The following is a 26,541-nucleotide window of genomic DNA, read 5'->3' as shown; positions in this document are numbered from 1 at the left end:
TATAATAAGTATTTGCTGAATATTAGCTTTTCTTTGTAGCCATTCCGTAAATCCAGAGAATGATTAGAGCTCCTCCAATAGATAGGATCCAGCTTCTTGGATTCCAAAATGAGGCAATATCTCCCCAATGTAAAATATAAACTCCTATAGCTCCTCCTAAGAAAGCTCCCAGAATTCCCAGGATAATAGTGATTAGCCATCCCCCTCCCTGAGTACCAGGCATGATCATTTTAGCGATAGCTCCTGCAATAAGACCGAATAAAATCCATGTTATTATTCCCATAGTTGTAAATTTTTAAATGTTAATATTTTTTTTAATAATTTGTTTACTAATATAAGGGAAAACATGATATAAATCATCTTTTCTTGAAGAATGAGTCTACAAATTCCGTACCATTAAAAAGCTGTAAATCCTGCATTTTTTCACCTACCCCTATATATTTTACAGGAATCTGGAACTGATCTGAGATGCCAATAACAACACCTCCTTTAGCTGTTCCGTCTAATTTGGTGACCGCTAGTGCATTTACCTCGGTAGCGGCTGTAAACTGCTTCGCCTGTTCAAATGCGTTCTGCCCTGTAGAGCCGTCAAGAACCAGCAGGATCTCATGAGGAGCATCAGGAATAACCTTTTGCATTACTCTTTTGATCTTGGAAAGTTCATTCATCAGATTTATTTTATTGTGAAGTCTTCCGGCGGTATCTATAATAGCAATGTCTGCATTTTGTGCTACAGCGCTTTGTACGGTATCAAATGCTACAGAAGCAGGATCGGAGCCCATTCCTTGTTTTACGATAGGAACACCCACTCTTTCGCTCCAGATGGTAAGCTGATCAACAGCTGCTGCTCTGAAGGTATCTGCGGCCCCTAAAACTACTTTTTTACCTTCTGATTTGAATTGATGGGCAAGCTTTCCGATAGTTGTTGTTTTCCCTACACCGTTTACTCCTACTACCATAATAACATATGGCTTTTTGGAAGCATCAATATTTCCGGTTCCGGCGTGAGGGTTTTCAAGAAGCAGTCCTGAAATTTCATCACGGAGAATTTTATCCAATTCGTTTACACTAACATATTTGTCTCTGGCAACACGTTCTTCAATTCTTCCTATAATCTTAATCGTAGTAGAAGCACCTACGTCAGATGCAATCAGTATCTCTTCAAGATTATCCAGTACTTCATCATCTACTTTACTTTTACCGACTACGGCTTTCGTCATTTTTTCAAAGAATCCCTGGCTGGACTTTTCCAATCCTTTATCTAAGGTTTCCTTTTCTTCCTTTTTGAAAATATTTTTAAACCAACTCATAGTTTTAGTTTATTCTTATTTATTTTTTAATAACTGCTGTGGCTTCTACTTCTATAAACACATCATTTCTGAACAGGCTGCTCACTTCTACAAGACTGCTTACCGGAGGGTTTTGAAGGTTGACATAGGCATCCCGGACTTTTCTGAAATCCGGTGTTTTAGACATATCTGTGATAAATATTCCTAATTTTATGATGTCTTTCGCTGTTCCTCCATATTCTTTCAGAACGTAATCTATATTTTTGAATATCTGCTGTGTTTGCTCCTCTACATTGTTCCCTACCAGGTTTCCTTCCGAATCAAGCGGAACCTGCCCAGACAATAAAACCATTTTGGAATTTCCACAATCAATACTTACTGCTTGTGACAATCCCTTTATGTTGAAAACTTTTGGAGAATTTTTATATTCTAAGATATTCATTGTTTTCTGACTGAATGAAAATAGAAAGATGGCTGTGCAAAACAGAACAAGAATCTTTTTCATATTTTATTGATTAATAATCTGGTGAACAAAGATAACAAAAAAACTACCCAAAATATGAGTAGTTTTTTATATTGTAAATAAAGTCCCGATTATTTTTTCAAATAACCATCAACTTCGTCTGCATTCATTACTTTTTCTTCGAAAACGTAAGCTCCTGATTTAGAAGACTTAGTCATTTTCACCACTTTAGTCATTTTTTTAGACTGACCGCTTTGTAGGGTTGCTACTACTTTCTTTGCCATTGTAAATTATATTTATAAATTACTTGATTTCTTTATGAAGGGTAGATCTCTTAAGAACAGGATTGTATTTTTTCAATTCCAATCTTTCTGTAGTGTTCTTTTTATTTTTTGTAGAAATGTATCTAGACATTCCTGGCATACCGCTTTCTTTGTGCTCTGTACATTCAAGGATTACTTGAACTCTGTTTCCTTTTTTTGCCATGATGTATTAATTCTTTTTAATCAATCCGTTTCTAGTAGCTCTTTCAATAGCTTCTTCGATTCCAATCTTGTTAATCACTCTCAATCCATGAGCTGATACTTTCAGTGTTACGTGCTTATCTTGCTCCGGAAGGTAAAACTTCTTCTCCAATAAGTTAATTTCAAAACGACGCTTCGTTTTGTTATTAGCGTGAGAAACGTTGTTACCAACCATTGCACGCTTTCCTGTTATTTGGCAAATTCTTGACATATCTCGATGTTCTTATTTGTATAATATTTGAGAGTGCAAAATAACGAAGAATTTTTTAGATAGACAAATCTTTTGGAAAATATTTGAAATAACTTACTGATTAATAATATTGATTTTAAAATAGCCGAATTGCCGGAATAGGGTTGTAGAGCAGGCCTGATATATTTCATGCAGACTTTCTTCATGGAAAATAATTTAATATTTTATCTTTGTTTTTAATTAATCTAAATAAAAATAATATGAAGAGAATTTATATTCTGTTGTCTATGGTGCCGATTTGTTTAGCTGCTCAGAATTTCACTGAAATACAGACGGGGATGAACAACTTTTATTATTCAGCAGCGGATATCGCTGATATTGATAATAACGGGACTATGGATATTGTATTCAATGGAGCTATAGATTCAGATGGAGATGGAGCAGCGGATATGACTTATAATGAAGTTTACAAGAATAATGGTTCCGGATTATCTTCTTATGCCGGGCTTAGAGTAGGACCTACGCATTTAGGAGATATAAAGTTTATTGATTTTAACAATGACGGACTGCTGGATATTGTCTCTACAGGGCTGAGCTATATGAATGTGGTTAATTATAAACAATACAGATTCAGAAATACAGGAACAGGTTTTGTAAAAGAAGAAAACCTTTCCGGAAAAATTTACGGATCTATAGAGGTTTGTGATTTTAATCATGACGGAAAACAGGATTATGCACTTAATGGAACCCAATACTCCCATGGGGGAGGTTTTAGAAACAGCCTGGATTTTTACCGTAATACAGGAGCTGGTTTTGACATGACTGAAAATTGGGTAGATGGAACTCAGAACGGTAGTTTTAAAATCGTTGATCTTAATAATGATCATCTTTTAGATCTCGTAATCATTGGATCGGATATCAATGGAGCACCTATCTCCAGGGTGTACATGAATCAAACCGGAGTGTTGACATTTGTTCAGGATTTTGAACCTCTGACAAGCGGAAAGATAGATTTTGCAGACTTTAATGCGGATGGTTTCCAGGATATTCTTGTGGCAGGAAAGGATGATAATGATAACGGATATTTTGCGGTCTTAATGAATGATGGAACAGGTACGCTGATCACTCATCAGCTTAATCTGCCGGATATTTCTGATGCCTCTATAAGCATTGGAGATGTAAACAATGACGGGTATTATGATTTTATTATTTCCGGAAATGATAATGATGCAGCTGTAAAAACCTATCTGTATAACCCAAACACTCAAAACTTTACTGAAGGAACTACTACGGGAATATATAACCTGGGAGGTCCGGGAGTTGTTCAATTATTTGATTTTGATAATGATCACCATCTGGACGTTTTATTGAGCGGATTTGATTGGTCAAATCCTGATATGCCTTCCCTGACGAAGATTTTTAAAAATACATCTACAGAAGCCAATGCCAAGCCTACACCTCCCACCAATCTGAATCTGACAAGAAACGGAAACAGGTTTGATTTTGCGTGGAGTGGTGCCACAGATGATAAAACACCTGCCAGTGCTTTACGATATGAAATAAGTGTAGGATCAACTTCCGGAGCGATAGATATTGCTAAATATATAGTGACAACCCCATCATGGTTTCTGGAGCTGGATCCTTCTGTTCAGAATGTATACTGGAGCGTAAAAGCAATAGATGCGTCAAAAACCTATTCTAATTCTTCTGCAGAAAACAGCACATTGGGAACCCGTGATATCATGACCAGCCAGCAGCTTGTCGTATATCCGAACCCTGCTTCTGAGAAAGTATATATCAGAGGGGGGAAAGTTTCGGAAGCTGAAATGTTTTCAATGGACGGTAAAAAACTGAATGTTATTTTGAATAGTGACCAATCTATTACTGTCTCTCACTTACCAAAAGGAATTTATGTATTAAAACTGAAGATAAAAAACGAAATAACCACCAAGAAACTTACGATTAAGTAATTGAATCATTCTATCTTCTATCAATGAGAAAAGCCAGACGTCCAGCTGGCTTTTCTCTTTTTATTTAAAATTTCTGAATGATCTGTAACATCAACGAGAAGATATGACTTTGCATATCATACAAATTAAGTGGATGCTTGTGTTGAAGATGATACTTTGCTTTGTTATTAAAATGGGTAACTATTAGAAATAATTTCCATTATTTGCTTTCAACAGCACTGATTGTATTTTACAGCTGAAATATTGAAATACAAAGAGAAAGAATAGAGGGAAATAGAGTAAGAAATATCTTGGTAAAGGGGCTATAGAATAAAATAACAGATAAAATATAAATAATATCCCAAGAAATGCTGCTTGAAATGTAAATCCTGATCTTGACTTTTGAAATAATATATAAATTAACAGCAGATTAAAAACTAATAAGCTAATACTGTATAAATAGGGCACTGTATTACCTGAGAAGTTATAGTTCCCCGGATAATAGTTTAAAAAATTAATTCCGATTTTCTTTAAACTATTTTCAATAAACAATTTAGGATGTGTTGAAATAAAATTCTTGTTGAGTTGATTGAGATAGGTATCTATTTGTTTTTCGTTTTCGTAATGAGTTCGGAGATACTCATCCGTTAATATTATTTTTTTTGACGGATCATAGGGGAAATTGTCACTTGAAAATATATCATATTTTTCATGATTTCCTTTTGCAAAATTATAACTTAAAGAAGTTGAGTAATGAAAAGTTCCTATTTTTTCATAATTTCTTATACACCAGGGGAGGTAGGCGATGAATATGAATGCCAACAGAAGCAGGAGGCTGTAATACTTTATTCTTTTATACAATATGAGCACAAATGCTGAGAGAATCATTAAGAATAAAAATTCATACCGGATATATAATCCCAGTATGGATACAATTGAAATCAGCACTAAATTTTTGTGGGTGATTTTTTTTGATAATTTCAATAGTAAAGCAAAAAAAACATTGAATATAGAGATTGTAAGCGCAAAAGAACTAATTTTTGTACTGCCAAGAAGAATAGGCGGAAAGAAAATTATACATACAAAAGCAATAAAGTAATTATTTTTATTCTTATCATTTTCTTTAAAACTTTGAACAAGCGATAAGACTGAAAAAAATAAAATAACAGATTGTAAAATACAGGATATCATTATCCATTGCGGAATCTTAAAAATACTTTGTATCAAAAGTAAATAATAAGGATATAAGGGAGGCATATAGGCAGAAGGCTTACCCAGATAATAATAGTCATGGTAATCCGCAAAATTTTGCATGATGACTTTCCACTCAAATACGAGTGTGGCATTTTTGCTTAGATAGGATACTACTATAAAATACAATAGAAAAATTATAAAATATCTATATCTGAATATTTTTTTCTTCATTTTTCCTATGCTCTAATACATTCACTCATTCTATAAAAATTAAGCTTTCTTTGTTTTTCTTTTGAACCATTCAATCAGAAAATAAAACAATAAAAATCCTAAGGCAAATATTGAAAACCTTGAAAGAAGATCTCCAGCTCTGGTATAGAAAGTCATCGTATCATAAAGATTTACTTTGGCAAATAAAGTAGTCTGATCACCATAAAAAGTATCAGCTACCACTTCTCCTTTCGCATCGATATGTGCGGAAATTCCACTATTGGCAGCACGGGCAATTTCCCTTCTTGTTTCAATAGCCCTTAATCTGGCGTAAGATAAAAGTTGTTTGTGTCCTTCAGAAACTCCCCACCAGGAATCATTAGTTATGATACCTAGAAAATTGGCTCCTTTTTTTACATAATCGGTAACAAATTCACCATAAATGCTTTCATAGCAGATGATAGGCGCTATTTTACCTTTATTGTAAGAGTTCGAAAAAGCTAGCCTTTCTTTATCTGTGCTTAAAGAAGCCACTGTGCCTCCCAGATTGAGCATGGCATCTCCTAATAGAGGCTTAAGAACACCCATATAGGGGAAGATTTCAACTCCCGGAACAAGTTTCCCTTTGTGATAAACCTGTGTTTTCTGATTGGGAGCTAACTGAATGGCTGTATTGTAACTCGTTACCCAAACTCCTGAATTGATCTGGTAAGCTTCTTGAGGGATATTTTGCGGATCAAAATAAAAACGGTGAGAAGAAATTCCTGTAGCAAAAACAGATCCGGGATGTTTTGCTAAAAACTCTTTGATATTGTTTAAAAGTAAGCTCTTCTCAAAGCCGGTTTCAGAAATTGAACCTCTACCCGGAATGGCTGTTTCCGGTGCCATGAAATAATCAATTTTTCCTTTTGCATTATTTTCAGCCAGCGTTAGCAAGTCATTTTCAATGGTAAGGCTGTCTTTTGAGTATTTTTCCATGTATGGATCAAGATCGGGCTGAAGCATCAGTACGTTTACCTGTCCCGATGGTTTCTCATTAAAGCTGTTGTACCTGATTAATGAAATAATCATGGGAACGGCAATTAACGCTACTACAATGGAAGAGTTTTTAATCAGATCTTTTCTCTTTCTTCCGGCTTCCCAGGTTCTCAGGGTATAGAAAATTAAAACGTTGATCAGTAAGATCCAGAAACTTCCTCCCGTAGCTCCCAGGGTATCATACCATTGGATAAGCTTAGGATATTCAGAAAATACATTTCCTAAATTCAGCCAGGGCCATGTCAGTTCCCAACCCAGATGAAATTTTTCAAAACTCATCCAGATGGCGATCAAAAATCCTAAGCCCCAATAAGTTCCCTGAGCATTTTTGTACCAGTGATAACATTGGAAAACCAAAGAATATAAAAGTGAATTGACCAAAACTGGGAATACCACTGCCATCATGGAATGGCTTCCATCCGGATTTTTAGAGCCATAAAGCCATCCTGTAGTGACGATGTTCCAAATGATAAAACACAGATAGGAAAGTCCGAAAACCATCCAGCTTTTTCTTGTATAGCTGGAGAATTTTGAAATTCCATGTTCCATCATCAGTAGAGGAACAAGGGCAAAGAATATAAAAAAAGGAACTCCATAAGTAGGCCATGAAACCGACAGCAGCATTGCTGAAATAAGTGTAAGTAAAACGTATTTCATTAATTTATTTTAATATACAAATTTAATGTTTTTGAAATGAATATCTTAGCACCTGATGTTAAAGAAAGTATACAAAATTGTAATTATTCCCTATACCTTATTTTTGCTTTACCTGATGTTTTTGGGGATGGGCAGATATCAGTATGAAGATAACCTGATTACTGTAGAACCTATTTTTTCTACAATCAAATTTATTCAGACTACAGATGAGTGGAGAGATATTGTGATTATTGTATTAGGGAATATTGTTATGTTTGTTCCTTTTGGTTTTCTGGGCTGGATTTTTCCAGGGCTTAAAGATCTGAAAACATTGTGTATCACTTTCATTTCAGCTATTGTAATTGTAGAAGCACTCCAATACTTTACAAGAATGGGGATATTTGAGGTAGACGATATCCTCCTGAATACTTTCGGGGTGTATTTGGGCTGGCAGATCAGAGTATTTTTAGAAAAAAAGTTTAATTGTTGAGTTCTTTAGCACGCTTTTCAGCATTCAGAATTCCCTGTTTTAAAATATCTTTAAAGCTGTTCTCTTCAAATGTCTTTAAGGCAGCTTCCGTAGTTCCGCCTTTGGATGCCACATCTTTAATCAGCTCTTCAAGGCTTTTTTCAGAATTGTTGATCAGATGGTAAGCACCCAGCATTGTTTGTTTTACAAAAAGCTTGGACAGGTTTTCTTCAATTCCCATCTCAATTCCTGCTTTAATCATGGCATCAATGATATAGTAGAAGTAAGCGGGTCCACTTCCTGATAATGCGGTAACACCATCCAAAAGATCTTCGTTTTCCAGGTAGACAGAGCGCCCGGTGCTGTTGAGCAGTCTTTCAATATTGATTAACTGACTGAAAGAAATTCCGTCTGCAGCAGTATAACCGGTAATTCCCATACCTAAAAGAGTAGGAGAGTTAGGCATTGCCCTTACCACAAGTGAATGATTAAGTGATTTTTGGATTTTATCGATATTGATTCCAGCCATAATGGATAAAACCATCTGGTTTTCCTTTAATGTAAACTGGATATTTTGAGCAACAAGCTGGAAATCCTGGGGTTTCACAGCGATAATAACCAGGTCCGCATCCAGTTCTTTAACCTCGCTGAAAGTTGAAATGACAGACTTGGGAAAGTCCTCGGCTATTTTATTAACTTTAGATGGATTTCGGATGATCAGATGAAGGTGTTCAGGTTTGATCAGTTCGTACTTCAAAAAAGATTTTGAAAAAGATAGCCCCATATTTCCGGCTCCCAGAATCGCTATTTTCATATTGTGCCTTTATTTTCAGCTAAAATAATGATTTTATGGAAAATGGGTATGAACTATTATAGGATAATTGCCATTGTTTTTGCGATTACCAATAATACAAAATTGTAGACTGACAAAACTGTAAAGTTAAAGGCTGTTTCACTATTGAAGCAGCCCTTGTATTTATTATATAATGTTCACTTCGCGTTCAAGCTCTATTCCAAATTTTTCTTTCACGGAGTTTATAATTTCAGTAGAGAAATCAAAAATTTCCTTGCCGCTTGCCTTTCCGGTTGCATTGATGATCACTAATGATTGCAGCTTGTGTGAGGCTACATTTCCGATCTGTTTTCCTTTCCACCCACATTGTTCAATCAGCCATCCGGCAGGAACCTTTACCCTATTTCCGTTAGCATATCCCTGAATATTTTTAAATTTCTGTTGTAAATCTTCAAACTGAACCAAAGGAATTGTAGGGTTTTTGAAAAAACTTCCGGCATTCCCGATTTCTTTAGGATCCGGCAGCTTGCTTTGTCTGATATTGATCACGGCTTTAGATACATCCTGAATACTAGGGTTTTCAATACCCAGATGTTTCAGTTCAGATTGAATAGCACCGTATTCTGTTTTTACATGATGTTCTTTTTGAGTCAGCTTAAAAGTGACTTCCAGAATGACATATCTGCCTTTTCCTTCCTGCTTAAAAATAGAATCCCTGTATCCGAATCTGCACTGTTCCAGGTTGAATGTCTTCACTTCAAGGTCTTCCAGATCCAATACTTTACAGCTGACAAAAACATCTTTAATTTCAGTTCCGTAAGCCCCGATATTCTGCATGGGAGAAGTGCCTACATTTCCGGGGATTAAAGACAGGTTTTCCAGTCCGCCATAATTTTTATGTAAGCAATACATCACAAACTCATGCCAGTTTTCACCAGCTTTGGCTGTGACAAGTATTTCACGATCACTAAAGTTTTCTTCGGATATTCCTTTTAAATTAAGCTTAACAGCAAGGCCGTCAAAATCCTTAGTCAATAAAATATTACTTCCGCCGCCCAAAAAAAGAAGAGGAAGGGACTGAGATTTTGAATAGCTGAGTGCTTCTTTTAATTCCTCGATATTACTGACTTCAGTAAAGTATTTAGCATTGGCGTCAACTCCAAATGTGTTATAAGGCTGTAAGGAAAAATTTTCTTGCATGTTTTTATTTGTATTCTTTTGGCAGAATGTAGTCTATTTGTTCTTTAAGCTGTTGAAATTGATTGTAATGTACAGTATCAACATAAGCGTTTACATAAATATGTGACTTTTTAGGAGTACGGATTTGGAAAGTTTCATCTATACCGTCTACAGATTGTTGGCTTGGAGAACTTTTTATATGATCAAGATCCACCATATGAATGGATGAGGTAAGCTGTTTCCAGGTATCGGCATTGATAGCAGAATGCCATTTCTTGTGATTTTGAGTGGAAGTTGTTCCTTTTTCCGCAGTGATGGAATCTTTGGTGACTTTTATAATCCTGTAGTAGCCGAGACTTCCCCCAATATTGGAAATGCTGATAGACGTGATTTCATAGGGGTCCTTAGGGACTGTTTGTACCGATTCCTTTTTGTCACAGAAAAAAAATGCCGACAGCAAAAAGATCGAAAACAGTATTTTCAGATATATATTTTTTGTTGTCGGCATCATATTATAATTTATAGGCTAAATTCTTCTCTGTACTTTTTTAAAGCTTCTTTAAGGATTTCAGCACTTTTTCTCAAATCTTCTTCTTTAAGAACGTAGGCAATTCTTACCTGTTTTTTACCTAATTCCGGATTGCTGTAGAATCCACCGGCAGGAGCTACCATAATGGTTTCCTTATTCAGTGAATATTTTTCCAGTAACCATTGTGCAAATTTTTCTGTATCATCTACCGGAAGCTCGGCAACACAGTAGAATGCCCCTCTCGGTTTAGGGCAGATTACCCCTGGGATAGCATTTAACAGGTCTACCAATACATTTCTTCTGTGGGTGTATTCTTCTCTTACAGCTCTAATGTAAGCGCCATCGTTCTGGTGTGCGGCAGTTGCTGCAATCTGTCCCAAAAGAACAGGGCTTAATCTTGCCTGGGCAAAAAGCATTGCTGCATTACGGATTTTTGAAGAACGGGTAAGCATACATCCTATTCTTACGCCACACATAGAATAACGTTTGGATTCCGAGTCTATAATGATGCAGTTTTCGCTCAATTCAGGGAAATCAAGCATTGAAATTTGCTGCTTCCCATCATATACATATTCTCTGTACACCTCGTCAGAGATGATTACGATATCATATTTTAAAGCAATTTCTGCAAGTTTTTGCAACTCTTCACGGGTATACAGGTATCCCGTTGGGTTACCAGGATTACAGATGACAATAGCTCTTGTTTTTTCTGTGATTTTTTTCTCAAACTCTTCTATTGGAGGCAGGGCAAAACCTGTATCAATAGTAGAAGGAACTGCTACTACATTGACATTAAATGTACTGGTAAAACCATTGTAGTTTGCATAATAAGGCTCAGGAATAATAACCTCATCACCATCATCACATAATGTAGAAATGGCAAAATTAAGGGCTTCAGATCCTCCGTTGGTAACAATGAAGTTGTCCGGTGTCAAATCAGCAAAACCTAATGAATGATAATATTCAGTAAGGGCTTTTCTGTATTCTATATTACCTTCAGAAAGGGCATATTCCAATACTTTTAAATCAATATTTTTTAAAGCATTTAAAGCTGTTTCCGGAGTTTCAATATCAGGCTGCCCGATATTAAGGTGGTATACTTTTATCCCTTTTTGTTTTGCTTGTAATGCGAAAGGAACTAGTTTTCTTACCGGCGATGGCGGCATGTGCAGTGCTCTGTTTGAAATATTCGGCATTGTTTAAAAAATTTGTATGGCAAAAATAAGATTTAATTTCCCAATAATAAAATCTATAAATAAATTGTATTTGAAGAATAGATTGATTTATAGTTTTTTGATATCTCTCGTTTTATAGAATTATTTAGAGGTATTTTGTTTTTATTGTTATGTTTTTTAATTGTAATAGTTTTTTTATTGAAATAACATGTAATTACAATTAAAGTTGTTTTTTTTGTAATTTTATTGGATAAATATTAATAAATATGAAAACAAAATTATTTTTAAAAACAATGTCTGTTTTTGCTCTTTTTTCAGCGTCAACTATGATTGCTCAAAATTTTCAGACCATGCCTATTCAGTCTGGGTACACGGCTGACGTAATTGCTAATGGAGCTGGACCTTCTATGGGTTCCACTACTATGGATGTGGATGGAGCAGACTATGCTCTTGTAGCAAGAGACTTTCAATTAACCTCTTCCAGTACACCGCTTACTTATGGGATTCCTTCTGACGGTATTATCAATTCAGCTGTTTCCGGAACGTCTGGTCTTAGTTATCAGCTGGGAGACTTAAGCTCTGATAATTCATTAAGGCTAACCAATAACGGAGATACCGGAACGCTTGTATTTACTACACCAACGGCAGCTCTTAAGTTGTATATGCTTTCTACAAGTGGTAGTGGAGCATCTACCGTAAATGCAACAGTAACCTTTACAGATAATACGACCCAGGTATTTTCTGATATTAGTCTTTCTGATTGGTATGGAGGTTCTAATTATGCCATTCAGGGAATTGGAAGGATTAATAGAAGTAATGATAATTTAGAAGCAAGTTTTAGTGGTCCTAGATTGTATCAGTCTGCATTAAATATTGATGCCATTAATCAATCTAAACTTATACAAAGTGTTACAGTTGAAAAAAGTGGAGGCTCAGGCATTCCAAACATTTTTGCATTTTCTGCATCTATTATAATTCCTCAAAATTTTCAGCCATTGTCTGTTCAATCCGGATACACAGCTGACGTAATTGCTAATGGAACCGGGCCCTCTATGGGTTCCACTACCATGGATGTGGACGGGGTATCCTATGCTTTTGTAGCAAATGATTTCCTATTAACATCTTCCAGTACACCAATTACTTATGGTATTCCTTCTGACGGTATTATCAATTCGGCTGTTGCCGGAACACCCGGTCTTAGTTATCAGCTGGCAGATTTAAGCTCTGATAACTCATTAAGGCTGGCCAATAACGGAGATAGCGGAACGCTTGTATTTACCACACCAACGGCAGCTCTTAATTTGTACATGCTTTCTACCAGTGGCAGTGGAGGATCTACCATAAATGCAACAGTAACCTTTACAGATAATACGACTCAGGTATTTTCTAATATTAGTCTTTCTGATTGGTATGGAGGTTCTGGTTATGCCATTCAGGGAATTGGAAGGATTAACAGAAATAATGATAATTTGGAGGAAAGTACCAGTGATCCTAGATTGTATCAGTCTGCATTAAATATTAATGTAGCAAACCAATCTAAACCTGTGCAAAGTGTTACTGTTACAAAAAGTGGAGGCTCAGGCATTCCAAACATTTTTGCATTTTCTGCCAATAAAAATATGCAGCTGAGCACCTCTGAAGTGAAAGGGATTGTAAAGAAAACAGCTGTTCATCCCAATCCTTTTAACGATATCTTGTACATATCAGATACCAGGAATGTAAAATCCGTAACGATCGGAGATACGGCGGGAAGAATAGTAAATACCATTGAAGGTCCTGTAAAAGAGCTTAATTTAAGTATGCTGAAATCCGGACTGTATTTTGTTACCCTTTATTTTAAAGATGGTACACAATCTACCGTAAAGGCTATTAAGAAATAAGTTTTTATGTAAAGAATTGTATGGCAGTATAGTGATGTACTGCCATTTTTTTATCCTGTGTTGAAATTTTTTTTTTTTTTTTTTCAATAAATATTATTTTTATTTAATTATAATGCGTTTTCTTTTTGAAAATGATGATAAAATACTTTTAATGTTATTTTTTTTATAAATTTACTGGATAAATATTAGTCAATATGAAAAGAACATTATTTTTTGGAGCTTTAAGTATTACAGCTCTGCTTTTTACATCATCAATGATGGCTCAAAATTTTCAAACCATGCCCGTTCAGTCGGGATATACAGCTGATGTTATCGCCAATGGGATAGGATCTTCTATGACTTCTACAACAATGGATGTGGATGGAGTTTCCTACAATTTTGTTTCCAGGGACTTTCAGCTCGCTGCGAGTAGTACACCGCTTACTTACGGTCTTCCTGTCAATGGGATTATCAATTCAGCGGTAGCTGCAACGCCGGGTTTAAGCTATCAGCTTGGAGATTATTCAGGAAATAATTCTTTAAGAATTAACAGTAATACCACAGGAACAAATACAGGAACCCTGGTATTTACGAATCCTGTAGCCGCTTTTAAGTTATATATGCTTTCTACCAGTGGAAGTGGTAGCTCCACAGTAAATGTCACCGTTAATTTTACAGACAACACGACTCAGGTTTTTACCGGGCAAACGATCACCGACTGGTACGGAGGAGCTAATTATGCCATTCAGGGGATAGGAAGGATTCTTAGAACTACAGATGTATTGGATGCTAATTCTACTAATCCGAGATTATATCAGACTGTTCTGAATATTGATGCTGCCAACCAGGCAAAACCCATTCAGAGTGTTACGATAACCAAAACCAATAGTGGAGGTGTAGCTAATATTTTTGCGTTCTCGGCTGATGCTTATACTGATTGTGTAGCTCCTGCATTATCTGCTACAGGAACGGTTACCTCAAATTCTGCAGATATTTCGTGGACAGTTCCTGCCGGTACACAAGCCGTAAGCCATGATATTTATTACAGTACAAGTTCTACAACTCCTACCAGCGCTACAGTTCCAAGTTATTCGGATGTAACAGGAACCTCTTATACATTGGGAAGTTTAGCTCCAAGTACAACCTATTATTATTGGGTAAGAACAAATTGCAGTACTGCAACGGGTGAAAGTGCATGGTCATTCTCTAAATCATTTACTACGTTATGTGGTGCCTTAGTACCTCCATATACCAATAATTTCAGCAGCGTTCCGGGGACATGTTGGGCTAATAATATCTCCGGAGGAAGCCCTTCCACAGGATCTACCGGAACTACGGTCTATTGGGATCAGCGTAATTTCTTAAATGCATCAGCTAACGGACCGTCCGTACATATGAATTTATATTCTGCCAATAGAACAGGATGGCTTAAAACAGTACCGTTCGATCTTTCAGCAGGGGGATATAGAGTGAAATTTAACTATGGTGTTACCACTTATTCCGGAACGGCTACCTCTTTGATGGGTGCTGATGACCTTGTTCATTTCATGATTTCCGAGGACGGAGGAACTACGTGGACGATATTACAAACCTGGAACACGGCTAATGGACCTTCCAATACATCGAATGAATATACTTATAATTTAACGGCCAATACCAATGCCAGTACGCTATTTGCATTTTATGGAACTTCCGGAACGGTAAATGAAGGTCTTGATTATAATTTCTATATAGATGACTTTACTGTTGAAAGTGCTCAGCTGAGTACTTCGGAAGTAAATAAAACAACAAGGAAAGCTGAAGTTCATCCGAATCCTTTTAAAGATATCCTCTATATATCAGATACAAGAGAAGTGAAGTCTGCCACAGTGGGAGATCTGTCAGGAAGAATAGTGAATACGATTGATGGCCCTGTAAAAGAGCTTAATCTAAGTATGCTGAACTCCGGATTATATTTTGTTACCCTTTATTTTAAAGATGGTACTCAATCTACTGTAAAAGTTGTTAAAAAATAAGTTTTTTTTATGTAAATAATTGTATGGCAGTATAGTGATGTACTGCCATTTTTTTTACCTTGTGATGAATTTTTTTATTAATTTGATCCTTTAAAAACGAACTGAAAATGCAAATTTTATCTAAGTCGATTGAAGATTATATTTCAAAGATTCCTGAAGACAGACAGGAGGCTTTCAGGAAACTTGTTGATATCATTAATACCAACTTACCGGAGGGGTTTGAGGATGCCACCAATTATGGAATGATAGGCTGGGTTGTCCCCTTGAAAACATATCCTGCCGGCTATCATTGTGCCGCCAATACACCTTTGCCTTTCATTAATCTGGCTTCTCAGAAAAATTTTATAGCATTATACCATATGGGGCTGTATTCCACGCCGGAACTTTTAGAATGGTTTGTGGCCGAATATCCAAAATACTCCACGAGAAAACTGGATATGGGAAAATCCTGTGTCCGTTTCAAAAAAGTGGAAGATATCCCTTTTGAATTAATTGCTGAGCTGAGTAAGAAAATGACGCCTGAAGACTGGGTCAGTATTTATGAATCTCAATACAAGAAATAAGTAAAAAAGCTCCGGAATCATATAGATCTCAGAGCTTTTTTGATAATGAAAAAAAAGGAATATGGAATTAATCTGTAGTCTTATAGTTTTTTGATGAAAAATGTTCTCAGTTTTATTTTCTAAAATTCAATATCCCAGATTCCTGCTTTCCGCTCAAGCTCAATTAAAGCAGCAGCATTATCTGCAAGGGCCTGGTAATAGTCTTTCCTGATACTGTTGTAGGTTCTCTGGGCATTCAGAACCTCCAGAATAGAACTTTCCCCTCTTTTATAGCTGTACGTAATCCCTTCCAATATACTTTTGGCCTCAGTAAGCATTCCGTTATGGAACTGTTTTACCTGCTTCTGAGTGGCTGTATATTGCTGATAAGCCTGCATCACATCTGCCTGTATGCTTTGCTCAATCTGTTGGTATTCAACCTCTGCCTGAGAATGGGCCATTTCTGCTATTTTTAATCCTGCATTTCTTCTGTTTGAAAATTTCAAAGGAATGCTAAGTCCTATTTTTACTGCATTTACGGTTGGTGAAGGAGCTATTTCATTGATGGCCTCAGTATGTCGTTCTGCACCGGCACTGATTCCCAGGTCTATGGTACGGTTGGCTTTTTCAAGGCTGATCTGGCTTTGGGTAATTTGTGTATTTTGCTTGGCTGCCAATACATCTGTTCTTTCATTCAGTGCCTGGAGGATCAGATCATCTACACTGAAATTTCTGTTGAAAGCATTAAAATCTCCGGTAACCTCTCTGCCGGTCATTTTGTGGTCACTGAGAAATACCGATAAATTGGTTAATGCTTGCTGTTCTGCACTTTCAGCCTGAAATACTTCGTTGAGTAAGGAGGCAGCTTCCAGTTTACTCTGTTTTGCTGTAACCAGTGATATTGTTCCTAGGCGGTATCGGATGCTGTCGGACTTGGCCAGTTGCAGTACGTTTTTGTATGAATCCTGCTGTACTTCCAGAAGGGCTTTGGATTTTAAAGCATCAATATATCCTAAACCTGCATCAGCACGGAGATTTCTGAAAAAATCCTGCAATTGTATTTTGCTAAGTTCAGATTGATTTCTGGCCAGATTTATTCTGGCTTTTCTTTTACCTCCCAGCTCCAGCGTCCAGCCGATGGATGCTCCGTAAACATACCCCATATTTTCTCTTACCCCATTGTTGGTGGTTTCCATTTCCAGTTGCGGATCCGGAAACATACCTGCAGTCTGGATGGATGCTTCAGCTATACCTACGTTATATTTTTGGGCGGCATAGCTGAGGTTTTTCTTTCCTACAAGACTCAGGTATTCTTCAAAACGTATAAGTTCTTTTTCCTGTGCCTTTAGTATACCTGTCATGCTGAATAACACAGCAAATAGTATGATAAAATGAGCTCTAATTTTCATCTGATTCTAAATTTTGTTTTTCATTGCGGCGTTCAGCCATAAAATAAATAGCAGGCAGAACAAACAGTGTTAAAATAGTAGAGAACATCAACCCGTAAACGATCACCGTAGCCAGAGGTCGCTGAACATCTGAACCGATTCCTGTAGCCAATGATGCTGGGAATAGTCCGATTACTGCAACGGTGGCCGTCATCAGTACCGGCCTGAAACGATCTTTTGCCCCTTTGGTGACTGCAATATTCAAATCATAACCTTTTTTACGAAGGTCATTGATATGAGAAATCATGATGACCCCGTTTTGAATGGCTACCCCAAACAGTGCAATAAACCCGACAGCAGAAGAGACATTAAGAGACATTCCGCGTATATTAAGGGCCAGCATTCCACCGAATAGTGCCAACGGAACGATAGACATAAGGACCAAAGCCTGTCTGAAATCACCAAATGCACTATACAGTAACAGGAACATAATCGCCAACGCCAGCGGAACAATAAATGCTAACCTGGAATAAGCCCTGTTTTGATTTTCAAACTGACCACCCCATTTAACCTGGTATTTTCCGTGATCGTATTGAATGTCTTTTTCAATTTTATCCTGAGCTTTTTTCAGGAAAGAAGAAAGGTCAGTACCTCTTAAATTCAGTTTTACAGTGAGGTGACGCTTATTCATTTCTCTGGTAATGGTACTTTCACCGGTGCTTAATTTTACCTCTGCTACCTGCGACAATGGAATTTTTGCCCCGGAAGCTGAGGTAAGCATCAGGTTTCCTATTTTATCCGGAGTATCGCGGCTGTCTTCGGTGTACCGGCAGGAAATATCATATACTTTATTGCCGATAAAGATTTGAGAAATCGCTTTTCCCCCTAATGCAACTTCAATAAGGTCTGCTACATTTGCTACATTGAGGCCGTATTGAGCAATTTTGTCCCTGTCGGCAATAATTTGCAGTTGAGGTAAAGGAGGTTCCTGATCGATGGCAAGGTCAGCAGAACCGGGAATTGTATTCAAAGTAGACATTATGTTTTCGGCAATTCTTCGGGTTTCCTTAAATTCTTCGCCGTATACTTTTACAACCAGTTCACTATGTGCCCCGGAGATTTTATCCATAACCCCATCAATCATAGGCTGTGAAAAGCCTACGGTGAATCCCGGCATATTTTTATAATCTGCATCCAGTTCCTTAATTAAATCTGCTTTAGTTTTTCCGGAAGGCCATTCGCTGTAAGGTTTTATACCAACAGATACTTCAAAATGAGAAGCGGTCCATGGGTCGGTACCATCATCATTACGGCCTGCCTGGATCATCATATAGGTAACTTCCTGATGTTTCAGTGTTCGGGCACGCAGGGTATCACTCATTTCTTTTGATTTGGCTAAAGAAATACCGGGAGGCAGTTGTACCTGCAACCATATAGATCCTTCATCCAGCTCGGGAAGGAAATCTTTTCCTACAGTATAAGAAAGTATTCCTGCAGATAATAATACAATGCTGACCGGTATAATGACTTTTTTAGGAGTCTGCATGATCTTTTCTATTCTTTTTCCATAGGCAGTACTTATTTTTTCCAGCCATTTGTTATGATATATTTTTTGTGGTTTACGGTAGATCACATAGGCTAATCCGGGAATAAGAAGCAGCGCTACAGCGAGTGCTCCCAATAAGGCATAACCTACGGTGAACGCCATTGGGGTAAACAGTTTTTTCTCTACTCTTTCAAACGCGAATAACGGGAGATACGCGGTAATGATGATAATGGTGGAAAAGAAAATAGGCTTGGCTACTTCAATCACTCTTTGGGTAATTGTTTTTTCTTCGAGAGTTTCCTCTGCATTATCCTCTCTTTTTTTCAGGATAGTTTCCAACATGACGATGGCACCATCTACAATAATTCCAAAATCAATGGCTCCGAGTGAAAGGAGGTTGGCAGGAATATTAGTGAAATGCATTAAGATAAATGCAAACAATAAGGAAAGCGGAATGGTAATAGCAACCAATAATGCACCTCTCCAGCTTCCCAGAAATACAATCAGTACAATAATAACCAGTACAATTCCCTCAGTAAGGGTATGGGATACGGTGGTAAGGGTTGTTTTTACAAGGTCGGTTCTGTCCAGGAAAGGATGAATTTTTACCCCTGAAGGAAGGGTCTCATTATTCAATTCCTCAATAGCCTGATGAACACCTTCCAGTACTTGTGACGGATTTTGTCCTCTTAGTAAAAGTACAATTCCTTCTACACTTTCGGAGTAGTTGCGTTTTCTGTCTGTATAGCTTAGAATACCTTTTCTTTCCAGGTTTCCATATTTTAGTGCTCCCACATCATTCAGGAAAACAGGAACTCCATTCTGTGTTTTAACTACAATTTTTCCAAGGTCAGTTAGGTCTTTTACCAAACCTATCCCCCGGATCACATAGGCCAGGTTTCCCCGGGGTAGCATACTCCCGCCGGCGCTTACATTATTTCTGGAAATAGTTTCCGTAACTTCAGATAATGAAAGACCATACTGCTCTAGTTTATGAGGATCCAGTTCGATCTGAAACTGGGTAGTAATACCCCCAAAATTAGTCACATCAGCAATTCCTGAAACCTGTTTAATGCGTGGAATAATTACAAAATTTTGTAAATCGGTAAGTTCCCGTAGACTATGGGTATTGCTTTCGATAATATAACGATAGACTTCGCCGATAGGAGAGGTAAGGGGATCCATCCCCGGCTGTGCACCATAGGGAAGCTCCACATCGGTCAGCCTTTCCTGGATTCGCTGTCTGGCCCAGTAATCATCTACACCGTCATCGAATACCATTGTAATAATAGAAAGTCCAAAAGAGCTTTTGCTTCGCATAACATGCATTCCCGGAAGCCCATTCAAAGCCCGTTCTAACGGAATAGTAATTTGCTGTTCTACTTCTTCAGCAGCCAGTCCCGGTACCTGTGTAACCACCTGTGAGCTGACATCGGCAATGTCAGGATAAGCTTCTATGGATAATCTGGTCCAGGAATAATAACCAAAAAATCCTAGTAAGAGGAAGAGCGCGAGCATCAGCCACCTCTTCTGTATAGAGATTGTAAGTAATTGCTTCATAATTCTTAATTTTTGTACAGCGTATAAAATCTTACGTATCATATGTTTGTACTGAACAGGATACGGTACTTTATAGTTTTTAGATTGTACATTTTATCACATTCATATTATTTTGCCTCCAGCATATAAATTCCGCCCTCAGTCATAATGGTCTCTCCCGACTTCAATCCGGAAATAATTCTTACCGATTTCTGGTCAGTTTCACCGGTTGTTACGGATCTTTTGGTAAATTGGTTCTTACCCGTTTTTGTCCATACATACTGAGTGTTGTCCTGCTGCATTAAAGCGGTAACGGGGATCATAACTGTTTTTTCGGGAGTTGTTGAGAAATTAACGGTGGCATACATACCCGGTTTTAACTTTCTGTCCGGATTATCACATTCTATAAGGACTTTTATACTTCGGGTATTCTCGTCTACTATTTCATTAATATGATATACTTTTCCTGTAATATTCCGATCCGGATAAGCGCTTATTTTTACGGAAACGTGATCACCGTTATTGACAAAACGAATGTCTTTTTCTTTAACATCCCCGGAAATCCATACTTTGGAAAGTTCTGCAATAATAATTACAGGATCAGCGTCACTTTTCAGATACTGACCGTTAACAATCTTGTTGGAAATAATTTCTCCATTGATAGGAGCTCTTACAATAAGGGGACTTCCTATGCCTCCTCCTTTGCTGTTATATACCTTCAGGGCAGAGGAGGCATTAGAAAGTGAGGTCTTTTTATTTTTAAAATCTGTTTCCGCTTCATCCAGCTCTTTTTGAATACCGACCCCATGTTTTACCAGATCCTGCTGACGCCTGTAATTTTTCTCTGCCAGCTGCACATCATTTAAGGCATCTGTATAATCCTTCTGAACTGAAAAATAATCGGAAGAAAGGATTTCAAAAAGCGGGCTTCCCGCAGAAACATTTTGACCAAGCCGGATAAAGGATTTTGTAATTCTTCCGGAAAAAGGACTGGCAATTTCTGCATAATGATTGGGAATGGCCTGGATAGTTCCTGCAGACACTACCCCATCACTGTGCTGCTTTTCGGTGATCACTTCTGTCTTAATGGTTTTTAAAACAGGATTGTTTTCAGGAATAATCACATGATCTCCCTTTAATTGAAGATCCTGGCTTTGTGGGTTTTCTCTTTTGGAATCTTTACAAGAAATAATAAAAGCCAAAAGCAGTATTGATAATACAGTATTTTTCATATAAATATTTATAACCAATGATTTATTCTTAATTGAGAGCCTGTAATGCAATAGTTACATCGTTTATTTTCTGTTGCTGCAAACCTATTATAGCCACTGTCCAAATTTTTTGATGAACCGTTGTTTTACAAACTGAGTGAGGATACAATATCCTGTAAGAATGGCAGTCAGATAAGGGAAATACCCCATAGTAGTGGGCAAACTGCTTAAGCCATGAAGGTGCTTTCTGAGTGGCAATTTCATTTTTACCATATATTTTTAAATGGTCTTTTACGGTGTTTTCGCTTAGCCCTTCTTCTGAAGTTTCCAGCATAGCATAAATCATTTTTTCGTTCTCTGAGGCAGCTTCTTTCAATTTTACAAGCGCTGCGGAGTCGAGATTTTTGTTGGAATATTTTTTTAACATGGCTTCAGGGTTGGTGTTAAATGTTATAAATCAGTTTCAGTACCTATAATTTCCCAGCTTACCCTGATGACTTTATCTTCAATAGTAAGTCTGCTGGTTATTTTTTCCATGAAACTGTCCTGTGGAGTAGAAGCGTGAACTTCTGCTGTAATGATGGCATTTTCAGGAACGCCGTTATCATCGCTGGTGAGAGATTTCAGTAATATTTTATCATTCCCGCTTAAAGACTGCATCAGCTGTATCCGGATGTGGTTTTCCACCTCACTTTTACATTTGATACTGATTAAATATTCGGTATAAAGATTTCGGCTGCTGATAGTGTTGCCAAGCTTTACTCCTAAAGGACGGAGAATGACATGTGTGAGAATAATAAACCCGCTGGTAATAGCTGCTTCAAAAGGAAGGCCTATAGCGCTAAGAGCTCCCACGGAAGCCGAACACCAAATAGTAGCTGCCGTATTGAGTCCCCGTACAGTAAGCCCGTCTTTCATAATAACACCTCCTCCCAGAAAGCCTATGCCACTCACAATATAGGAAGCTATTCTGCCTGTAGCATCACCTCCGATTCTGATGGAAAGCAGAACGAAGGCCGCAGAGCCCAGGCATACCAATGTATTGGTACGGAGACCGGCACTTTTTTGGCGCCACTGTCTTTCAAAACCAATGCCGGCACCCAGGAGGAATGCTGTGAAAAGCCGGAGGGTAAATTCTAGTGTATTCATAATCTTTTTGTTGTATGGCATGCAGCCGATATACAGAAAGATATATTGCTGAATGCTTAGTTAGTGTAATAATGGGAAGGATCAGTATCCATAGTGGTTTTTATTTGCTGCAAAGGTATTCCTCCTTTTGGGGAGAAGCCGTTAGAAAAGCTTTAGAATGTTATTAGAAAATGATTAGAGAAAACAGAAGGTAAGTGGTTTTTAAAATAAAATTTATAAATTTGATAGTATCAAATGATATTATAATAAATGAAACCTCCGTATCAAATAACGAATAAAATTTTAATATTAATTGCCTCTATTTCTCAAAAGATAGGAGAAATTAATGCTGCTCACTTGTATAAACCTACAATGGAATTAAGGAAAAAGAACAGGATTAAAACAATTCAATCTTCATTAGAGATTGAGGGTAACACTCTCACAGAAGAACAGATTACAGCATTATTGGAGAACAAAAGGGTGGTGGCTCCTCAAAAAGATATTCTTGAAGTTCAGAATGCTATTAAAGTCTATGACCAGTTTGGAAAGTTTAATCCCTATCAAATAAAAGATCTTGAAAAAGCTCATTCAATTTTAATGAATGGTTTGATTGAAAGTGCCGGTAGGTTTAGAGCCACAAATGTGGGTATTGTAAAAGGTTCAAAAGTGGAGCATATAGCGCCAGGTGGGGCAATGGTTAAAGGTCTAATGAAAGACCTTTTCGGGTATTTGAAAAAAGATGATGATTTATTGTTGATAAAAAGTTGTGTTTTCCATTATGAATTTGAATTTATTCATCCGTTTATTGATGGAAATGGAAGAATGGGAAGGTTATGGCAGACGCTGATTTTGATGCAGCAGTATCCCATATTTGAATTTCTACCTGTGGAAAGTTTAATAAAGCAACAACAAAATATATATTATAAAAAACTTTCCGAATCAGATAAAAAGGGAGAATCTACACCTTTTATAGAATTTATGCTCGGAATTTTATCGGATGCCTTAGAAGAAATTTTACAGATGCAAAATAAAACGCTATATACCGGAGACCGGATTTTGATATTTAAAGATAAAGCAGGTAAAATCAGATTTAGCAGGAAGGATTACTTACAGCATTTTAAAAATATATCTGCACCTACAGCAAGCAGGGATCTAAAATGGGCGGTTGAACAAGGGATCATAACCAAGTTTGGGGAACAGAGATTAACAGAATACCAATTTTTGGAAAAAACTTAATTGGAGAAATTCTTACTAACTAAGTCTTATGAATTAATGAAAACTGTATCCATTTTGAAAGATAAAATTTCAATACATTTGACGGCAAGCTATTTTGCATTCGGAATTTCCCGGTTTATAATGATAAAATAAGAGTTTGCCTAATCCCGGAAAATTCTTTCCAAAGTTGTTTTATAAGTTATAAATTTTAGAAATGAAAAAGTCTAATGTAGCTATACCTGCTACACTTTTAGCAATAATCTGCGTGCAGGGTGGGGCTTCCATTGCCAAGCAGCTTTTTCCAGCCATTGGTGCTATTGGTACCGTTAGTTTAAGAATTGTTCTCTCTGCTGTGTTGCTCACCTTAATTAACCGCCCGAAATTTTTACAGTTTACAAAACAAAAATGGAAATACTGCGCTCTGTACGGTATTGGACTGGCGGCGATGAATCTTATTTTCTATATGGCTATTCAGCGAATTCCGCTAGGGTTGGCTGTTACGGTAGAATTTGCAGGACCTTTATTTCTGGCGTTGGCACTGTCGCGTAAGTTACTGGATGTTGTCTGGGCCTTATTAGCCTGTATAGGGATTTTACTTATCGTACCCTGGCAGAGTAATCATATAGATTTAACAGGTCTTGGGCTGGCTTTTCTGGCAGGAATGTTTTGGGCAGGTTATATCGTAATGGGTGGAAAAGTATCTAAAATAATGGATGGAAAAGATGCTGTTACTACCGGGATGTTATTTGCGAGTCTTGTGATTATTCCTTTTACCATTTGGGATGGTGCGGTTTTCAATCTTACACCAACCCTTTTTATAAAGGGCCTTGGAGTTGCTATCTTATCCAGTGCGCTGCCATTTTCTCTGGAAATGATGGCGTTAAAAAGACTTCCGGCCAAAACCTTTAGTATTCTGATGAGCCTGGAACCTGCATTTGCTGCTTTTTCAGGATTATTATTCCTCTCCGAAAGTTTAACCTTTTTACAATGGATATCCATTGCCTGCGTAATAGCAGCCAGTATAGGAACTACTGTTTTCAGTAAAATTTCAGTGGAACAGGATGGAAATAGTTAAAGTCACTAGGATCCCGGTATTTCAAAATGCACGGTAAAAACCGTTTTATTATGCTTTGATGCTACATAAATTGTTGCATGATGAAGATGAATGATTTTTTCTGTCAGGAAAAGTCCGATACCATAGCCTTTTTCCTTTTTTGAGGTTTCACTTCTGTAAAAGGGTTCAAAAATACGTTGTAAATCTTCCTGGGGAATGATGATACCAGTATTGGCAAAACTGATAGAAAGTATTTTTTCACCGGCTGTAACATCTATTGAGCATATATGTTCAGGAGAATATTTACAGGCATTGTCAATAAGGTTATTAAAAGCAACCTGCAGCAGGTATTCATTTCCCTGTGTGATCAGCTGATGTTCTTCTACCTCATTTTCTATATTCAGTGAGACTTTATATATTGGATTCTCTCTTGTTATTTTGGTGTAAGATTCCAGAAGTACCTCATCAAGGCGTACTTCGGAAAAGCTGATTTCATTAGGATCATAGCTTGCCTTGGCAAGATCCATTAAACTGTTGGACAGTTTGGCCATATTCCGTGCATCTTCCAACGCATATCGGATGGTTTGCTGGTATTCTTCTTTAGTTTGTTCTTTTTCAGAAGCCAGCTCCAGCTCAGTGATAATTGCGGATAATGGGGTGCGGAGTTCGTGTGAAATATTGGATACAAAATGCTTTTGAGAGTCAAAAGAATTTTCCAGGCGTTTTAGCATTCCATTGAAATTCTGGGCCAGCTCGCTAAGTTCATCTTTTTCTCCGGTCATTTTTAAGCGCAGCTGTAATTTTCCCGCAGTAATCTTTTTAATTTGATTCACCATTTCACTCAGGGGACTCAATGCTTTTTTAGAAAGGAATATTCCGGCGAGATAAATAAGGATCAGGATGCTGATGAAGGCGATAATACTAATGGTAAGAAGATGAGTAAGGTATTCATAGCCATATTTGTCATAGGAAGCAGCAGTTACGGCATAGGATTTTCCGGCATGATGATACACCATCCCGATTACCTGTAAGTTGTTTAAAAAGAAGTTGATTTTTTTCTTTTGAAATATCTGCGTGAGCATCGCCGGTGTTTCTTTTACATAGTCAACTTTCGCATCGTCATGATAAATAAGCTGATGGTTAGAGTCATAAATAGCAACCTGAACTTCGTTAAGAGTTCTGTTGTTATTTTTGTACAGCTTATGCATTTCCTGCTCCGGGAGTGAACTTTGAAAAAATAAATCAGCTTTGGCAATGGCCTCGTTTTGCAATTCGCTGTAGAAAGATTTCTCTCTGGCCTCTTTGGACGAATAATAAATAGAAAAGCTGTAAACCCCTAAAAGCATTGCCGTGATTAGGGTAAAAAGGAGTGTAAGCCTAGTTCTTATTTTCATCCGTTTGTTTTT

At 37.3% G+C, this 26,541-nt stretch carries 25 protein-coding genes; 8 read left to right on the top strand and 17 right to left on the bottom strand.

Features of this window, described 5'->3' with window-relative positions; all coding sequences use genetic code 11:
* Positions 1 to 22 precede the first annotated feature (22 nt).
* From LQV47_RS19990 to rpmB, 6 genes are all read right to left on the bottom strand, one after another.
* Positions 23 to 283: a GlsB/YeaQ/YmgE family stress response membrane protein gene (locus tag LQV47_RS19990; RefSeq protein ID WP_202270897.1), complete on the bottom strand. Its 261-nt coding sequence runs from the start codon at positions 281 to 283 to the stop codon at positions 23 to 25.
* 73 nt (positions 284 to 356) lie between these two features.
* A complete protein-coding gene (gene ftsY / locus LQV47_RS19985; RefSeq protein ID WP_047490360.1) occupies positions 357 to 1,310 on the bottom strand; it encodes a signal recognition particle-docking protein FtsY in 954 nt (317 codons plus the stop codon).
* Between the two features lie 19 nt (positions 1,311 to 1,329).
* Positions 1,330 to 1,794, bottom strand: a complete 465-nt coding sequence (locus LQV47_RS19980) for a RidA family protein (RefSeq protein ID WP_230040786.1) — start codon at positions 1,792 to 1,794, stop codon at positions 1,330 to 1,332.
* Between the two features lie 89 nt (positions 1,795 to 1,883).
* Entirely contained in the window at positions 1,884 to 2,036 is a 153-nt protein-coding gene (locus LQV47_RS19975) for a DUF4295 family protein (RefSeq protein WP_081989060.1), read from the bottom strand.
* Positions 2,037 to 2,055: 19 nt separating this feature from the next.
* The gene (rpmG, locus tag LQV47_RS19970; protein WP_027373683.1) at positions 2,056 to 2,238 is read right to left on the bottom strand and encodes a 50S ribosomal protein L33; all 183 of its coding nucleotides are present in this window, start codon (positions 2,236 to 2,238) and stop codon (positions 2,056 to 2,058) included.
* A 6-nt stretch (positions 2,239 to 2,244) separates the two neighbouring features.
* The gene (gene rpmB / locus LQV47_RS19965) at positions 2,245 to 2,487 is read right to left on the bottom strand and encodes a 50S ribosomal protein L28 (RefSeq protein ID WP_002976757.1); all 243 of its coding nucleotides are present in this window, start codon (positions 2,485 to 2,487) and stop codon (positions 2,245 to 2,247) included.
* A gap of 239 nt (positions 2,488 to 2,726) precedes the next feature.
* On the opposite strand from rpmB, the gene LQV47_RS19960 reads away from it, so the two are divergent.
* Both LQV47_RS19960 and LQV47_RS19955 read left to right on the top strand, forming a co-directional pair.
* The gene (locus LQV47_RS19960) at positions 2,727 to 4,436 is read left to right on the top strand and encodes a T9SS type A sorting domain-containing protein (protein ID WP_230040784.1); all 1,710 of its coding nucleotides are present in this window, start codon (positions 2,727 to 2,729) and stop codon (positions 4,434 to 4,436) included.
* A 904-nt stretch (positions 4,437 to 5,340) separates the two neighbouring features.
* Positions 5,341 to 5,514: a hypothetical protein gene (locus tag LQV47_RS19955; protein ID WP_230040782.1), complete on the top strand. Its 174-nt coding sequence runs from the start codon at positions 5,341 to 5,343 to the stop codon at positions 5,512 to 5,514.
* Between the two features lie 365 nt (positions 5,515 to 5,879).
* On the opposite strand, the gene lnt is transcribed toward LQV47_RS19955, so the two are convergent.
* Positions 5,880 to 7,514 carry an apolipoprotein N-acyltransferase gene (gene lnt / locus LQV47_RS19950; RefSeq protein WP_230040781.1) on the bottom strand — a complete coding sequence of 545 codons (1,635 nt, stop codon included), beginning with the start codon at positions 7,512 to 7,514 and terminating at the stop codon, positions 5,880 to 5,882.
* A gap of 55 nt (positions 7,515 to 7,569) precedes the next feature.
* On the opposite strand from lnt, the gene LQV47_RS19945 reads away from it, so the two are divergent.
* Positions 7,570 to 7,983 (top strand): VanZ family protein, encoded by a 414-nt coding sequence (locus tag LQV47_RS19945; RefSeq protein ID WP_230040779.1) that lies wholly within the window; start codon positions 7,570 to 7,572, stop codon positions 7,981 to 7,983.
* Here the strand turns inward: LQV47_RS19945 and proC are convergent.
* The 4 genes from proC to LQV47_RS19925 form a co-directional block, all read right to left on the bottom strand.
* Complete coding sequence (proC, locus tag LQV47_RS19940) at positions 7,973 to 8,776, bottom strand: pyrroline-5-carboxylate reductase (RefSeq protein WP_230040777.1); 804 nt, start codon at positions 8,774 to 8,776, stop codon at positions 7,973 to 7,975. The genes LQV47_RS19945 and proC overlap by 11 nt on opposite strands.
* 165 nt (positions 8,777 to 8,941) lie before the next feature.
* Positions 8,942 to 9,955, bottom strand: coding sequence for a UDP-N-acetylmuramate dehydrogenase (gene murB / locus LQV47_RS19935; RefSeq protein ID WP_230040769.1), 1,014 nt, complete (start codon positions 9,953 to 9,955; stop codon positions 8,942 to 8,944).
* 4 nt (positions 9,956 to 9,959) lie between these two features.
* A complete protein-coding gene (locus LQV47_RS19930) occupies positions 9,960 to 10,445 on the bottom strand; it encodes a hypothetical protein (RefSeq protein ID WP_230040761.1) in 486 nt (161 codons plus the stop codon).
* Positions 10,446 to 10,453: 8 nt separating this feature from the next.
* Entirely contained in the window at positions 10,454 to 11,659 is a 1,206-nt protein-coding gene (locus LQV47_RS19925) for a pyridoxal phosphate-dependent aminotransferase (protein WP_230040759.1), read from the bottom strand.
* Between the two features lie 245 nt (positions 11,660 to 11,904).
* Between LQV47_RS19925 and LQV47_RS19920 the strand changes: the two genes are divergently transcribed.
* The 3 genes from LQV47_RS19920 (at position 11,905) to LQV47_RS19910 (ending at position 16,075) form a co-directional block, all read left to right on the top strand.
* Positions 11,905 to 13,518, top strand: coding sequence for a T9SS type A sorting domain-containing protein (locus LQV47_RS19920; RefSeq protein ID WP_230040757.1), 1,614 nt, complete (start codon positions 11,905 to 11,907; stop codon positions 13,516 to 13,518).
* Positions 13,519 to 13,712: 194 nt separating this feature from the next.
* Entirely contained in the window at positions 13,713 to 15,512 is a 1,800-nt protein-coding gene (locus LQV47_RS19915; RefSeq protein ID WP_230040755.1) for a T9SS type A sorting domain-containing protein, read from the top strand.
* A 107-nt stretch (positions 15,513 to 15,619) separates the two neighbouring features.
* Positions 15,620 to 16,075, top strand: coding sequence for a DUF1801 domain-containing protein (locus tag LQV47_RS19910; protein WP_230040753.1), 456 nt, complete (start codon positions 15,620 to 15,622; stop codon positions 16,073 to 16,075).
* Positions 16,076 to 16,194: 119 nt separating this feature from the next.
* Here the strand turns inward: LQV47_RS19910 and LQV47_RS19905 are convergent, their stop codons facing one another.
* The 5 genes from LQV47_RS19905 to LQV47_RS19885 form a co-directional block, all read right to left on the bottom strand.
* Complete coding sequence (locus LQV47_RS19905) at positions 16,195 to 17,463, bottom strand: TolC family protein (protein WP_230040751.1); 1,269 nt, start codon at positions 17,461 to 17,463, stop codon at positions 16,195 to 16,197.
* Entirely contained in the window at positions 17,453 to 20,548 is a 3,096-nt protein-coding gene (locus LQV47_RS19900; protein WP_230040749.1) for a CusA/CzcA family heavy metal efflux RND transporter, read from the bottom strand. The genes LQV47_RS19905 and LQV47_RS19900 overlap by 11 nt, the downstream gene beginning before the upstream one ends.
* A gap of 107 nt (positions 20,549 to 20,655) precedes the next feature.
* Positions 20,656 to 21,759, bottom strand: coding sequence for an efflux RND transporter periplasmic adaptor subunit (locus LQV47_RS19895; RefSeq protein WP_230040747.1), 1,104 nt, complete (start codon positions 21,757 to 21,759; stop codon positions 20,656 to 20,658).
* Between the two features lie 28 nt (positions 21,760 to 21,787).
* A complete protein-coding gene (locus LQV47_RS19890; protein WP_230040745.1) occupies positions 21,788 to 22,165 on the bottom strand; it encodes a cation-transporting P-type ATPase in 378 nt (125 codons plus the stop codon).
* A gap of 23 nt (positions 22,166 to 22,188) precedes the next feature.
* Positions 22,189 to 22,887 carry an MgtC/SapB family protein gene (locus LQV47_RS19885; RefSeq protein WP_230040743.1) on the bottom strand — a complete coding sequence of 233 codons (699 nt, stop codon included), beginning with the start codon at positions 22,885 to 22,887 and terminating at the stop codon, positions 22,189 to 22,191.
* 249 nt (positions 22,888 to 23,136) lie between these two features.
* Between LQV47_RS19885 and LQV47_RS19880 the strand changes: the two genes are divergently transcribed.
* Both LQV47_RS19880 and LQV47_RS19875 read left to right on the top strand, forming a co-directional pair.
* Positions 23,137 to 24,102, top strand: a complete 966-nt coding sequence (locus LQV47_RS19880; protein WP_230040741.1) for a Fic family protein — start codon at positions 23,137 to 23,139, stop codon at positions 24,100 to 24,102.
* Between the two features lie 193 nt (positions 24,103 to 24,295).
* Entirely contained in the window at positions 24,296 to 25,156 is an 861-nt protein-coding gene (locus LQV47_RS19875; RefSeq protein ID WP_230040739.1) for a DMT family transporter, read from the top strand.
* Positions 25,157 to 25,161: 5 nt separating this feature from the next.
* Here LQV47_RS19875 and LQV47_RS19870 read toward each other — a convergent pair whose 3' ends face one another.
* Positions 25,162 to 26,529, bottom strand: coding sequence for an ATP-binding protein (locus LQV47_RS19870; protein ID WP_230040737.1), 1,368 nt, complete (start codon positions 26,527 to 26,529; stop codon positions 25,162 to 25,164).
* Positions 26,530 to 26,541 lie beyond the last annotated feature (12 nt).

Origin of the sequence: Chryseobacterium sp. Bi04 (genome assembly GCF_918698085.1) — a bacterium.
In the GTDB taxonomy this organism is placed as follows: Bacteria; Bacteroidota; Bacteroidia; order Flavobacteriales; family Weeksellaceae; genus Chryseobacterium.
The sequence above is the reverse complement of the archived record's forward strand: the minus strand, read 5'-3'. Positions and strand labels throughout refer to the sequence as shown.